Origin of the sequence: Paracoccus suum, from assembly GCF_003324675.1 — a bacterium.
Lineage (GTDB): Bacteria > Pseudomonadota > Alphaproteobacteria > Rhodobacterales > Rhodobacteraceae > Paracoccus > Paracoccus suum.
Genome location: NZ_CP030918.1, coordinates 3105169 through 3118355 on the forward strand (window position 1 = coordinate 3105169; position 13187 = coordinate 3118355).

Annotated in this window: 11 protein-coding genes, 1 tRNA gene and 1 pseudogene; 5 read left to right on the forward strand and 8 right to left on the reverse strand. The window is 65.5% G+C overall.

Features of this window, described 5'->3' with window-relative positions:
* Positions 1-2: 2 nt before the first annotated feature.
* The 4 genes from DRW48_RS16585 to ychF all read right to left on the reverse strand — a co-directional run bounded on the left by DRW48_RS16585 (position 3) and on the right by ychF (position 4215).
* Positions 3-1397: a restriction endonuclease PLD domain-containing protein gene (locus tag DRW48_RS16585; protein WP_114077116.1), complete on the reverse strand. Its 1395-nt coding sequence runs from the start codon at positions 1395-1397 to the stop codon at positions 3-5.
* Positions 1398-1836: 439 nt separating this feature from the next.
* A tRNA-Ser gene (locus tag DRW48_RS15110) sits at positions 1837-1926 on the reverse strand.
* Between the two features lie 173 nt (positions 1927-2099).
* Positions 2100-3065, reverse strand: coding sequence for a Dyp-type peroxidase (locus DRW48_RS15115; protein WP_114077117.1), 966 nt, complete (start codon positions 3063-3065; stop codon positions 2100-2102).
* 52 nt (positions 3066-3117) lie between these two features.
* On the reverse strand, positions 3118-4215 hold the full coding sequence (gene ychF / locus DRW48_RS15120) for a redox-regulated ATPase YchF (protein ID WP_114077118.1): 1098 nt from the start codon (positions 4213-4215) through the stop codon (positions 3118-3120).
* A gap of 123 nt (positions 4216-4338) precedes the next feature.
* Here ychF and trpA point away from each other — a divergent pair.
* Positions 4339-5126, forward strand: a pseudogene (gene trpA, locus DRW48_RS15125) (tryptophan synthase subunit alpha); the annotation flags it as partial.
* A gap of 147 nt (positions 5127-5273) precedes the next feature.
* On the opposite strand, the gene mltG reads toward trpA, so the two are convergent.
* The 4 genes from mltG to fabG form a co-directional block, all read right to left on the reverse strand.
* Positions 5274-6476, reverse strand: a complete 1203-nt coding sequence (gene mltG / locus DRW48_RS15130) for an endolytic transglycosylase MltG (protein ID WP_114077119.1) — start codon at positions 6474-6476, stop codon at positions 5274-5276.
* Entirely contained in the window at positions 6473-7735 is a 1263-nt protein-coding gene (gene fabF / locus DRW48_RS15135; RefSeq protein ID WP_114077120.1) for a beta-ketoacyl-ACP synthase II, read from the reverse strand. Before fabF ends, mltG begins: the two co-directional genes overlap by 4 nt.
* 151 nt (positions 7736-7886) lie before the next feature.
* Complete coding sequence (locus DRW48_RS15140; protein ID WP_114077121.1) at positions 7887-8120, reverse strand: acyl carrier protein; 234 nt, start codon at positions 8118-8120, stop codon at positions 7887-7889.
* A gap of 211 nt (positions 8121-8331) precedes the next feature.
* Positions 8332-9072, reverse strand: coding sequence for a 3-oxoacyl-[acyl-carrier-protein] reductase (gene fabG, locus DRW48_RS15145; RefSeq protein ID WP_114077122.1), 741 nt, complete (start codon positions 9070-9072; stop codon positions 8332-8334).
* A 181-nt stretch (positions 9073-9253) separates the two neighbouring features.
* Between fabG and mdh the strand changes: the two genes are divergently transcribed.
* The 4 genes from mdh to DRW48_RS15165 all read left to right on the forward strand — a co-directional run bounded on the left by mdh (position 9254) and on the right by DRW48_RS15165 (position 13128).
* On the forward strand, positions 9254-10216 hold the full coding sequence (gene mdh / locus DRW48_RS15150) for a malate dehydrogenase (RefSeq protein ID WP_114077123.1): 963 nt from the start codon (positions 9254-9256) through the stop codon (positions 10214-10216).
* Positions 10217-10436: 220 nt separating this feature from the next.
* The gene (gene sucC, locus DRW48_RS15155) at positions 10437-11630 is read left to right on the forward strand and encodes an ADP-forming succinate--CoA ligase subunit beta (RefSeq protein WP_114077124.1); all 1194 of its coding nucleotides are present in this window, start codon (positions 10437-10439) and stop codon (positions 11628-11630) included.
* Positions 11631-11778: 148 nt separating this feature from the next.
* On the forward strand, positions 11779-12663 hold the full coding sequence (gene sucD, locus DRW48_RS15160; RefSeq protein WP_114077125.1) for a succinate--CoA ligase subunit alpha: 885 nt from the start codon (positions 11779-11781) through the stop codon (positions 12661-12663).
* 99 nt (positions 12664-12762) lie between these two features.
* Positions 12763-13128, forward strand: a complete 366-nt coding sequence (locus tag DRW48_RS15165; protein WP_114077126.1) for a hypothetical protein — start codon at positions 12763-12765, stop codon at positions 13126-13128.
* Positions 13129-13187 lie beyond the last annotated feature (59 nt).

Here is a 13187-nt window from a genome sequence, read left to right on the forward strand (position 1 = left end):
TTTTACCAGTTCGGCGAAATACCTGCGGGTAACCAGCACGCACCTTGACCCACGAGCGCACCACCGGCTGAAGCAGTGGCGAGCATCCCGTCTACCGTGGCGAAGAGTGGGTCAGCTGGATCGATGAATGTTGCCTTGAAAGTTGGATCGGCTGGCGTCGGCCACTCTAAGATCATTGGGTCGTTTGCTGTCGGGACATGGAATCCGTGTGCTGCGGCATGATCGCGAATGGCACGAGCAGGCGCGGCCGGCACGACCATCCTCACGTCACCATGGCCAGATTCACCAGGAGCGTATCCGTAGACCATTACATTGGTGCTAGAGGATGCTACTTCGTAGGCTCCCAAGTTTGAGACATAACGCATGCGAAGGTCGAACTCGGCGCGAGGCCTCTGATACTTTCCTTGAAATACGCCGAACCTCATCGTGCCGATGGTCGCAACTGGTACGCTTACGTTTGCTGTGCCACTGCCTCCGGAGAAGTGCCTTGCACTGTCTCGGTTGAGGCGAATGACCAATCCAGCAGCGCCGCCCGCTAGCGTGGATCCGGTCAAGGCTGCTGCCCCGAGTGTCGGTGTCGCGATGCCTGGTGCGAAGAGTACATATGGGGGGAAGGGCGGGCGCGGGCTTGAGGTAAGCGGTCCGGCAGATGGAGCAACCGTCGCTGTGCTGGGCGGGGCGGAAGGCGCTGCTGCCGCTGAACCCAAAGCTGCTACAGTGCCGCTCTTAACCGAGACAGGGGGGAACTTGATTAGCGGCTTGAGTCCGATTTTGCTTGATGCCGCCCCGCTGCTTCCAGAAATGGATTGCGTTGTACGTGGCGTAGGGGCCACGCCAAGCACTCCGGCGGCGACTAGAGGTGCGAGGTCGGCAAGTGCCGTCACAGTTGAGAGCCCGGGCCGAGGTCCATTGAACCAAGCGTCAATTGCTGCCGCGACGTCTGAAAGGACGTGATCGGGATCGCCGGTCGATGAATCCAAGAGCAAACCTGCCTCGATGTTCATCCCAGAAATGCCCGGCGTAGTCAGATTTGCCGATCCAACATAGGCGGCCTGAGTGCCGTCCTGCCTTGTGAAGTGATATACCTTTGGGTGAAATAGCCCCGCAGAGAAGCTAACAACCCCGATCCTTGCGTTTGCTCTTGGGGTTCCAACGAGATTAACCAGCGTTTCGATATCTGGCTCTCCGGTTTCTCCGCCGTTTGACCCAATTACACAATTCGTCAATCTATCTTGCGACTTCAGCTCATTTATTACTGGCGCCAAAGGAGCCAGTCCGTCTGCACTAAAGTATCCCGTTTGCCAACGTAGGGCGTCGACAGCCAGGGGACTGAAGCTGGCGAGCCATTCTCCAAGAACGTCAGACGTGTTTCGAGATGCTGAGTCGATGTATCTCAAGGGTACTCACTCCGGTCGGGGGATGTGGTACGAATAACAGCCGCTTATGTTAAAGCACAAGCAGCAAGAGATAGTGTGGGGGCTGCCTCAACCGGGAAGTGGGCCTCGCGGGCGGGCCGCTATAAGAAAACCTTCTCCGCGCGCTTGGTATCATGCGTTTGCATCGCGCTGCGAAGGGTTTGATTTCAGTTCCATCTAACGAACACCCCTGTCGTCGAAGTGTTCGGAACTTGGTCGAAAACTAACAAGTAATTTCAATCTGTTGCAAGCTATTCACCAAATTCGCGCAGTCATGAGGTCCGGAGAATATCGGCCCTGAGAGACCGCTTCCGGCCCGCCCGGTGCCAGGGCCAGTGCTCAGCCCCTCCCGCATAACCCTCGAATACAACGGAAAAATCCGGCCGCAGCCGGATCAAGAGAACGCTTTCGCGAGGGCAAATGGCGGAGTGGAAGGGATTCGAACCCTCGAGACGGTTTCCCGCCTGCACCCTTAGCAGGGGTGTGCCTTCGACCACTCGGCCACCACTCCGCCGCGGGGTCTAGCAGTCGGCGCGCGGGGGAAACAAGGGTAAAATCGTTGGGTGAGGGTTGGATTCAGCTGTAGTTGAGGGAGCCTTCGCGGAGAGAGGGCGACGGCCTGCTGCCAAGCGGCGCGGCTCCTCTCGCAGAAGGGCGCGGTTACGGCCCGACCTGCCCTGCGCCCTACTTTTCGCTCCCGACTCCCGCCAGCATTTCCGCGGTCGGTGCAAAGAACCTCGCCCCCGTCACAGCACGCGAGGCGTCCAGGATTTTATCGTAAAGTCCGGGCGGATCACCGATGAACATCCGCTCGAGCATCTTTTGCGTGACGGCGGGATCGCGGCTGTAGCCGATGAAATAGGTCCCGAACTCGCCCGCGCCGGGGCGACCGAACGGCATGTTGTCGCGCAGGATGTCATGCTCGGTGCCGTCCGGATCGGTGATTGTGGTCAGCGTTTTGTGTGATTTCTGGGCATCCGCGGGGGCATCGGCCAGTTCGATATTATCGGCCTTGGTCCGGCCGATGACGGCCTGCTGTGCCTCGGTGCTCTTGGCGTTCCAGACGCCCAGATCATGCAGGTATTTCTGCACCGTCACATGGCTGCCGCCGGCGAAGTGCCGGTCCTCGTTCCCGACGAGGGTCGAGGCCGGCAGCTTGTCCCCCGTCGGATTCGCAGTGCCATCGATAAAGCCGAGCAGATCACGCGCATCGTAATAGCGAAAGCCGAACACCTCGTCGGCGACGGCGACTGCGCCGCGCAACCGGTCGAGGATCAGCGTTTCCAGCGCAAAGCACAGGTCCTGCCGCTCGGCGCGGATGTGGAATAAAAGATCACCGGGCGTCGCCGGGGCCCGGTGCGGGTTGCCGATGACCGGCTGGAAGGGCGCCAATGCCTTGGGCCGGCGGCGCGGCGACAGACGGTCCCACAGGTCCGAGCCGATGGCGACGACACAGCTCAGCTTGGCGTCCAGATGCGGAAAGCTGACTGATTTTACCAGATCGTCGAGGCCGGACAGCAGGTCGCGCACGGGGGCCAGCGGGCCATCGCCCGCCTCAACGGTCAGTGTCAGAAAGATCGCTGCCCGCGACAGGGGGGCGTCGATGCTCTGTATTTCGATGGGGACACGGTCCCAGTTCGCTTGGCGCATGGCGAGCTCCCTTGCCGCGCAGGGAAACGCGGCGGGCCGCCCGGGTCAACCCTCAGCCGTTGAAGAGGAAGTGCAGGACGTCCCCGTCCTTGACCTCGTAGCCTTTGCCTTCGACCCGGAACCGACCCGCCTCGCGCGCGCCCGCCTCGCCATTGCCTGCAATGTAATCGTCATAGGCGATGGTCTCGGCCCGGATGAAGCCACGCTCGAAATCACCATGGATGACGCCCGCCGCCTGCGGGGCCATGGTGCCGCGCGTGATGGTCCAGGCGCGCGCCTCCTTGGGGCCGACGGTAAAATAGGTCTGCAGACCCAGCAATTCGTAGCCGGCGCGGATCAGCCGGTCGAGGCCGGCCTCCGTCAGCCCCATCTCGCCCAGGAACTCGGCGGCCTCGTCGGCCGGCAGTTGCGACAGCTCTTCCTCGATCCGGGCCGAGATGACCACATGGCCCGCGCCCTCTGCCTCAGCCCGTTCGGCGACCGCGGCTGTCAGGGCGTTACCCTCGGCCGCCTCGGCCTCGGCGACGTTGCAAACGTAAAGCACCGGCTTGGCGCTCAGCAACTGCAGCATGTCCCAGGCGCGACGATCATCCTCGGCAATGGTAAGGCTGCGGGCGGGACGCCCGGCCTCAAGCGCCACCAGTGCCGCCTTCAGCAGCCGCTCTTGCGCGACGGCATCCTTGTCGCCGCCCTTCACCTTGCGAGACAGGTTCGCCAGTCGCCGCTCGATCGATTCCATGTCGGCGATCATCAGCTCGGTCTCGATGGTCTCGGCATCAGCCAGCGGGTCGATCCGGCCCTCGACATGGGTGATGTCGCCGTCCTCGAAGCAGCGCAGCACATGGGCGATGGCATCGACCTCGCGGATGTTGGCGAGGAACTGGTTGCCGAGCCCCTCGCCCTTGCTGGCGCCCTTCACGAGGCCGGCGATGTCGACAAAGGTGATGCGCGTCGGGATGATCTGCTTGCTGCCGGCGATAGCCGCCAGCTTGTCGAGGCGCGCATCCGGAACGGCCACGTCGCCGACGTTCGGCTCGATGGTGCAGAACGGAAAGTTGGCCGCCTGGGCGGCCGCGGTGCGGGTCAGGGCGTTGAACAGGGTGGACTTGCCGACATTCGGCAGCCCGACGATTCCCATGCGAAAGCCCATGTTGCACCCCTTTTGCGATCAGCCCCGGCTAATAGGGCCCGGCCGGCCGGCTTGCAACGGGTGTGCGGTTGCGGCGCAGAACCGGGCGGGCTAACCCTTTGGCATTCGCGTACAGAGGCTGCCATGACCCGCATCGATGCCACTTTCGACCGCCTTCGGGCCGAGGGCCGCAAGGCCTTCGTCTCCTATGTCATGGCCTGTGACCCGGACCCCGAAACCTCCGCGGCGATTCTGGCGGGCCTGCCGGGCGCCGGCGTCGATGTAATCGAGCTGGGGATGCCCTTTACCGATCCGATGGCCGATGGGCCGACTGTCCAGGCGGCCGGCCAGCGGGCACTCGCAGCCGGCGGCTCGGTGGCGCGGACGCTGGACATGGTGCGCAACTTCCGGCGCCAGGATGACGCGACGCCCATCGTGCTGATGGGCTATTACAATCCGATCTACGCCGGCCCCGGCGGGGTCGAGGGCTTTCTGTCCGCCGCGGCCGAGGCCGGGATCGACGGGCTGATCGTCGTCGACCTGCCCCCGAGGAGGACAGCGAGTTGTGCCTGCCGGCCCGCGCCGCTGGTCTGAATTTCATCCGCCTCGCCACGCCCACGACCGACGCCGAGCGCCTGCCCAAGGTGCTGCAGAACACCTCGGGGTTCGTCTATTACGTCTCGATGACCGGGATCACGGGGACCGGCGCGGCTGACGCAGCCGTCGTCGGCCCCGAGGTTGCGCGGATTCGCGAGGCGTCCGGCCTGCCGGTGGTGGTCGGCTTTGGCATTACCACGCCCGAGGCTGCGCGTGCCGTGGCCGAGGTTGCAGACGGCAGCGTTGTCGGCAGCGCCATCGTGCGCCTGATCGGCGAGGGTCGTCCGGTGAACGAAATCCTCGCCTTCGTGGCGGAGCTTGCGGCCGGGGTGCATGGCGAGGCCATGACGTCCGGCGTCACGGCGCCCGCCGTTCCGCATACGACCGATACCCCCCTTCCCGATGCCGAGGCGCAGGCGGCGGCGGAAGCCGACGCGGACGCGCCCGGCCAGGGCTGATCGCGCGGCGCAGGCGGCCAGCGATCAGTTGCTGACGCCGGTTCCCTGCCCCTGCCCTGCAAGCGCCGCTGCGGCGGCGCCCTGCTCGGCCTCGATGGCGCGCCACTTGGCGACATTGGCCTCGTGATGCTCCAGCGTCGTGGCAAAGGCGTGCCCGCCGGTGCCGTCGGCGACGAAGTACAGGTAATTCGTGTCGGCGGGGGCCAGCGCCGCCTGGATCGCGGCCTTGCCCGGGTTGGCGATCGGCGTCGGCGGCAGCCCGGGGATCTGGTAGGTGTTGAACGGCGTGCGCGCAGCCAGTTCGGACCGACGCAGCCCGCGATTGAGGACCTCGCGGCCCTTGGTAATGCCATAGATCACGGTCGGATCGGTTTGCAGGCGCATGCCGTCGCGCAAGCGGTTCACGAACACGCTGGCGATCTGCGGACGCTCGGCCGCGATGCCGGTCTCTTTCTCGATGATCGAGGCCATGACCAGCGCCTCCTCGGGCGTCTTGTAGGGCAGATCGAAGGGGCGCGCCTCCCATGCCGCCGCCAGGATCCCCGCCTGGCTCTTTTCCATGTCGTCCAGCAGTTTGCGACGCTCGAGGCCCTTTTCGATGGCGTAAGTGTCGGGCGCCAGCATCCCCTCGGGGGGCACGCTGCCGGTCTCGCCCGCCAGCAGAGAAATCTGCCGCAGGCCTTGCACGACCTGGTAGCTGGTCACACCCTCTGCCACCGTCAGCCGCATCCGGGTGCCGCGCTGCGCCTCGGCGCGGGTGATCGCCTCGGGGACCTCGCCGGTTGCCGGGTCATATTTCACCTGCTCGACGTATTCGCCCGTGGTCGGATCGACATCACGCAGCACCACGCTGTTTTCCCGCACGCCCACGCGGTAAGTCACCTCGATGCCGCAGGTGGACGGCCCGCCCGCGGTGATGACGCGCAGGATCTCGTCCATGCTGGCGTGCGGCCGGACCAGATAGCTGCCAAATTTCAGGTCGCGCGACTTGCCGGCGTAATCGGCGCCGGTCCGGAAGATGTAGCTGCTGCTGACGGCACCCTGCTCGGACAGTTGCTTCGAAACCGAATCGAGGCTCGCACCGGGGGGCACCTGGACGCATTGCGCGATGGCCGAGGGGCCCGGTCCCGAATATTGCCGCTTGCCCCAGGCCACGGCGGCGGCAGCGACGATCAGAATGACCACCGCAACCGTCAGGAAGTTCGAGGCGATGTTGCGCCAGATCATGCGTCGACCCGGCCCAGAACCAGGCTGGCGTTGGTGCCGCCAAAGCCGAAGCTGTTGGACAGCGCCAGGTCGATCTTGCGGCGCACCGCGGCGTTTGCTGCCAGGTCGATCCGCGCCTCGACCGCGGGATTGTCGAGGTTGATGGTCGGCGGCGCGATCTGATCGCGGATGGCGAGGATCGAGAAGATTGCCTCGATCGCCCCGGCGGCGCCCAGCAGGTGACCGGTCGCCGATTTGGTCGAGGACATGACCGCCCCCGAGGCCGCATCGCCCAACAGCCGTTCGACGGCGCCCAGCTCGATGGTATCGGCCATGGTCGAGGTGCCATGGGCGTTGATGTAATCGATTTCGTCGGGCCGCTTGCCGGCGTGCTTCAGTGCCGCCGACATGCTGCGAAAGCCGCCGTCGCCATCCTCGGACGGCGCTGTGATGTGATAGGCGTCCCCGGACAGGCCATAGCCGAGCACCTCGGCATAGATCTTCGCACCGCGGGCTCGGGCATGCTCCAGCTCCTCCAGCACGACGACGCCTGCGCCCTCGCCCATGACAAAGCCGTCGCGGTCCACGTCCCAGGGACGGCTGGCACGCTTGGGATCGTCGGCGAACTTGGTCGACAGGGCCTTGCAGGCGTTGAAGCCCGCGATGCCGATCTCGCTGATGGGCGCCTCGGCGCCGCCGGCGAGCATCACATCCGCATCGCCCGCGCGGATCAGCCGCGCCGCGTCGCCGATGGCGTGCGCCCCGGTCGAGCAAGCAGTCACCACCGCGTGGTTCGGACCCTTGAAGCCAAAGCGGATGCTGACCTGCCCGCTGACCAGGTTGATGAGCGAGCCGGGGATGAAGAACGGGCTGACCCGCTTGGGCCCGCGCTCCTTGATAAGGACCGCAGTCTCGGCGATCGTGGTCAGGCCGCCGATGCCGCTGCCGATCATGACGCCGGTGCGCTCGCGATCCTCCTCAGTGGCGGGTTGCCAGCCGCTGTCGGCGACGGCCTGCGTGGCTGCGGCCATGCCATAGAGGATGAAGTCGTCGACCTTGCGCCGGTCCTTTGCCTCCATCCAGTCATCGGGATTGAAGCTGCCGTCGCTGCCGTCCCCGAACGGGATCTCGCAGGCGTATTTCGTCACCACGTCGCTGGCGTCAAACCGGGTGATCGGTCCTGCGCCAGACTGACCGGCGATCAGGCGCGACCAGGTCTCCTCTACCCCCGAGGCCAGTGGCGTGACCATTCCCAACCCGGTGACGACGACCCTTTTCATACGCGCGATCCTTAAACGATGCAGGTCGCCGCGTGATACACGGGCGATCCCGCTGGCGCAACGCAGCCCGCAGGGGCACGGCGCGCGGCACCAGAAACGAGAAACGGCGCCCGCTGGGGCGCCGTTTCAGAATTTCCCGGACAGGGCAGGTTCAGACCGCGGCCTGGATGAACTTCACGGCATCGCCGAAGGTCTGGATGGTTTCGGCGGCGTCGTCGGGGATCTCGATCCCGAACTCTTCCTCGAACGCCATCACCAGCTCGACCGTGTCGAGGCTGTCGGCCCCGAGATCGTCGATGAACGAGGCGGTTTCTGTCACCTTGTCCTCGTCGACGCCAAGATGCTCGACGACGATCTTTTTCACGCGATCCGAAATATCGCTCATGTCAATTCCTTCAGTTGGCGGGCCTCCGCCCGGTTCCCCAAGCCGCCGCGCGGCAGAAGCCTAAACGGTCAGCCAACGGCCTTCAGGTCGCGGCATATAGCATCCGCCGCGGCTCGCGCAAGTGTGCGAGGGGCGTGTGCGCCGCGTGTATCCGCCTGCCCGCGCCACCGCGCCCTGTCCCTGTTGGCCGCGGCGGCGCAGGCGCGCGGGGTCAGAGCATCGCCATCCCGCCGTTCACGTGCAGCGTCGCGCCTGTGACATAGCCCGCCTCGGGGCTGGCAAGGTAAAGGGCTGCGGCCGCGATCTCGTCCGGGGTGCCCATGCGGCCCATGGGAATCGCGCCAAGGATGCGGCCCTTCTGCTCGTCGTTCAGCGCGCCGGTCATGGGCGTTTCGATGAAACCGGGGGCGATGCAGTTGACGGTTATGCCGCGGCTGGCCAGCTCTGCCGCGAGGCTTTTCGACATGCCGACCAGCGCCGCCTTGGCCGCGGCATAGTTCGCCTGCCCCGGATTGCCGGTCGCGCCTACAACCGAGGTGACGGTCACGATCCGTCCCCAGCGCGCCTTCATCATGCCGCGCATCACCGCCCGCGACAGCCGGAAGGCCGAGGTCAGGTTGACCTCCAGTACCTGCGACCATTCTTCGTCCGACATGCGCATGGCCAGGTTGTCGCGGGTGATGCCGGCGTTGTTGACCAGGATGTCGATGCCGCCGCCCAGCGCCTCGGCCGCCGCCTTGGGCAATGCCTCGACCGAGGCAGCGTCCGACAGGTTCGCAGTGACCACATAGGCGCGATCGCCAAGACTGCCGGCCAGTTCAGCCAGGGGCGCCTCGCGCGTTCCGGACAGAGCCACGCTGGCGCCGGCCGCGTACAGCGCCCGCGCTACCGCCCCACCGATTCCGCCCGAGGCGCCCGTCACCAGTGCCCGCCTGCCGGTCAGATCGAACATCCAATACCCTCCGCTTTTTAATCACTTGCCTGCCGCGACCGGGTGCGGCCCGCACGCCTTTCCTTTGGCGTCCCACAGCACCGGCCGCGATTCAAGCCATGCTGCACCGCGGCGCGGCACTGGACAGGCTGCGTGCCGGGGACTAACGGAGGTGCCGTAATTCAGGCACCGGAGGGTTATCATGGCCAGGGCAAAGATTGCGCTGATCGGCGCGGGACAGATCGGCGGCACGCTCGCCCATCTCGCCGCGATGAAAGAGCTTGGCGATGTCGTGCTGTTCGACATCTCCGAGGGCACGCCCCAGGGCAAGGCCCTCGACATTGCGCAGAGCGGCCCCTCCGAGGGCTTTGACGCGACCCTGAAGGGCGCGAATGACTATGCCGACATCGCCGGCGCCGACGTGTGCATCGTCACCGCCGGCGTCCCGCGCAAGCCGGGCATGAGCCGCGATGACCTGCTGGGCATCAACCTGAAGGTCATGAAAGCCGTGGGCGAGGGCATCAAGGCCAATGCGCCGAATGCCTTCGTGATCTGCATCACGAACCCGCTCGACGCCATGGTCTGGGCGCTGCAGCGCTTCTCCGGGCTGCCGCACGAGAAGGTCGTTGGCATGGCCGGCGTTCTGGACAGCGCGCGCTTCCGCCACTTCCTGTCGCTGGAATTCGGCGTCTCGATGCGCGACGTGACCGCCTTTGTGCTGGGCGGCCATGGCGACACCATGGTGCCGCTGACCCGCTACTCGACCGTCGCCGGCATTCCGCTGCCGGACCTGGTCAAGATGGGCTGGACCACGCAGGACAAACTGGACGCCATCGTTCAGCGCACCCGTGACGGTGGCGCCGAGATCGTCGGCCTGCTGAAGACCGGCAGCGCATTCTATGCGCCCGCCACCGCCGGGATCGAGATGGCCGAGGCCTACCTCAAGGATCAAAAGCGCGTGCTGCCCTGCGCCGCGTGGGTTGACAGCGCCTATGGCCTCGACGGGATCTATGTTGGCGTTCCGACCGTGATAGGCGCTGGCGGCGTCGAGAAGGTGATCGACATCGCGCTGGACGCAGAAGAGCAGGCGATGATGGACAAGTCCGTCAACGCCGTGAAGGGCCTGGTCGAGGCCTGCAAGGCGATCGACCCCTCGCTCGCCTGAACCCGCAAAATACCTACAGATCGGGCCGCCCTTCCGGGCGGCCTTTTCGTTTGGACTTTCGGGCCGCAATCGACCGTTGTGATCACAGTTTTCGAGAGCGTGATCACAAGCGGTGCTATTGCTGGCCCGATCCCGCCTATGGGACAGATTTGCTTGGCCTTCCGCGTGAAAGCGCGCATACAACCGCGCAAATCCACCACCCTCGGGGGGCGATCGGGCCATGAACATCCACGAATACCAAGCCAAAGCCTTGCTGCGCCAATACGGCGCGCCGGTCAGTGACGGGCGCATCGTCATGCGCGCGGAAGAGGCAAAGGCCGCCGCCAGCCAGCTGGCGGGCCCGTTGTGGGTGGTAAAATCCCAGATTCACGCCGGCGGCCGCGGCAAGGGGCACTTCGTCGAGGCCGAGGCTGGCGAAAAGGGCGGCGTGCGGCTGGCGAAATCGGTGTCCGAGGCCGAGGAGCTGACCCGCCAGATGCTGGGCCGCACTCTCGTGACCCACCAGACCGGCGAGGCCGGCAAGCAGGTCAACCGCATTTACATCGAAGACGGCAGCGACATCGCGCGCGAGTTGTACCTGGCGCTGCTGGTCGACCGCGGCACCTCTCGCGTCAGCTTCGTCGTCTCGACCGAGGGCGGCATGGACATCGAGGAGGTCGCCCATTCGACCCCCGAGAAGATCGTGACCTTCAGCGTCGATCCGGCCACGGGCCTGTCGGACTTCCACGGCCGCCGCGTCGCCTTCGCCCTTGGGCTGGAGGGCGCGCAGGTCAAGCAATGCGTCGCCCTGGTCAAGACCCTCTACAAGATGTTCATCGAGCGCGACATGGAGATGCTCGAGATCAACCCGCTGATCGTCACGCCCGACGGCACGGTCAAGGCGCTGGACGCCAAGATGGGCTTTGACAACAACGCCCTCTATCGCCAGCCCGAGATCATGGCCCTGCGCGACGAGACCGAGGAAGACCCCAAGGAACTGGCGGCCAGCAAGTTCGATCTGAACTACATCGCGCTGGACGGCGAGATCGGCTGCATGGTCAACGGCGCAGGCCTTGCCATGGCGACCATGGACATCATCAAGCTGTACGGCGCCGAGCCGGCCAACTTCCTCGATGTGGGCGGCGGCGCCAGCAAGGAAAAGGTGACCGAGGCGTTCAAGATCATCACCTCGGACCCGAACGTCAAAGGCATTCTGGTCAACATCTTCGGCGGCATCATGCGCTGCGACATCATCGCCGAGGGCATCGTCGCCGCGGTGAAGGAAGTCGGCCTGAAAGTGCCGCTGGTCGTCCGGCTGGAAGGCACCAACGTCGAGCAGGGCAAGCAGATCATCCGCGACAGCGGCCTGAACGTGATCGCCGCGGACGACCTGAAGGACGGCGCCGAGAAGATCGTGAAGGCGGTCAAGGGATAAGTTGACAGTGCGACTCGCTGAAGAAGGTTTGCCAACGCTGATAGCGATTGGACGACTTATTCATAACTCGGCAAATCCCGACCTCCACACTGGCACTTTCAAAGTTTGCCAAGCCGAGGCCGACAAAGAGAATAGAGGGAACGCTTAATTGGCCATTCTCGTCGACAAGAACACCAAGGTTATCTGCCAGGGCATCACCGGCAGCCAAGGCACCTTTCATACCGAGCAGGCGATCGCCTATGGCACGCAGATGGTCGGCGGCGTGACCCCGGGCAAGGGCGGGTCCACGCACCTGAACCTGCCGGTGTTCAACAGCGTCCATGAGGCCGTCGAAAAGACCGGCGCGAACGCAACCGTCATCTATGTCCCGCCGCCCTTCGCGGCCGATTCGATCCTCGAGGCGATCGATGCCGAGGTGCCGTTGATCGTCGCCATCACCGAGGGCATCCCGGTCCTCGACATGATGCGCGTCAAGCGCGCCCTGATCGATTCGAAATCGCGCCTGATCGGGCCGAACTGCCCAGGCGTCCTGACCCCTGACGCCTGCAAGATCGGCATCATGCCCGGCAGCATCTTCAGCCCCGGCAGCGTCGGCGTCGTCTCGCGCAGCGGCACGCTGACCTATGAGGCGGTCAAGCAGACCACCGACGTTGGCCTCGGCCAGTCCACCGCGGTCGGCATCGGTGGCGATCCGATCAAGGGCACCGAGCATCTCGACGTGCTCGAGATGTTCCTCGCCGACGACGCGACCCAGTCGATCATCATGATCGGCGAGATCGGCGGCGCCGCCGAGGAGGAGGCCGCGCAGTTCCTCGCGGACGAGAAAAAGCGTGGCCGCTGGAAGCCGACAGCCGGTTTCATCGCCGGCCGCACCGCCCCCAAGGGCCGGCGCATGGGCCATGCAGGCGCCATCGTTTCGGGTGGCCAGGGCGATGCCGAGAGCAAGATCGAGGCAATGAAAGCCGCCGGGATCGTCGTGGCCGACAGCCCCGCGGGCCTCGGCGAAGCGGTGCTGAAGGCGATCAAGGGCTGATCCGCGGCCCACGTTCCCGGCCAGCGTTCACGATTCCTCAAGGGTCTGAACGATCGTCGCCAGGGGACGTTGGGCCGGAATGGCATCGGGGGATGACGGATGGAACGGGGCAGGCAGGTGGGCATCATGAGGGCGGGTCGGGTTGCGCTCGTTGGCCTCTGCCTCGCGCTTGCCGCCTGCGGCGGCGGCCCGACCGAGGACATGCTGCGCGGCGGCGTGCCGGCGCGGACCGACCTGCACCGCGCCTCGACCCTGCCGCCCCAATCGGTGCGGACCGTCAACCGAAACGACGCGGGCTGGCGGGTGATCTATCGCCCCGGCGCGGCCCCCGCCAACGCCGAGCAGGGTGCCGCCAAAGCCCTGTGCGGGCTGGAGCACAAGCGCGCGGTCGAAATCCGGCAATTGCCGCTTGACGGGCCGGGGGATGATCCTGGCGCGCGCAAGATCGACATTATCTGCGGGTGAGATGGTGGTCAGCTTCCTCCAACCTCGGGCCAACCCCGCCCCGTCGCGCCCGGACTGGC

Coding starts and splice junctions, on each gene's coding strand:
- DRW48_RS15115 (WP_114077117.1), bottom strand. CDS start 3,065: ATGCGCCAAGCGAACTGGGACCGTGTCCCCATCGAAATACAGAGCATC.
- ychF (WP_114077118.1), bottom strand. CDS start 4,215: ATGGGCTTTCGCATGGGAATCGTCGGGCTGCCGAATGTCGGCAAGTCC.
- mltG (WP_114077119.1), bottom strand. CDS start 6,476: ATGATCTGGCGCAACATCGCCTCGAACTTCCTGACGGTTGCGGTGGTC.
- fabF (WP_114077120.1), bottom strand. CDS start 7,735: ATGAAAAGGGTCGTCGTCACCGGGTTGGGAATGGTCACGCCACTGGCC.
- DRW48_RS15140 (WP_114077121.1), bottom strand. CDS start 8,120: ATGAGCGATATTTCGGATCGCGTGAAAAAGATCGTCGTCGAGCATCTT.
- fabG (WP_114077122.1), bottom strand. CDS start 9,072: ATGTTCGATCTGACCGGCAGGCGGGCACTGGTGACGGGCGCCTCGGGC.
- mdh (WP_114077123.1), top strand. CDS start 9,254: ATGGCCAGGGCAAAGATTGCGCTGATCGGCGCGGGACAGATCGGCGGC.
- sucC (WP_114077124.1), top strand. CDS start 10,437: ATGAACATCCACGAATACCAAGCCAAAGCCTTGCTGCGCCAATACGGC.
- DRW48_RS15165 (WP_114077126.1), top strand. CDS start 12,763: ATGGAACGGGGCAGGCAGGTGGGCATCATGAGGGCGGGTCGGGTTGCG.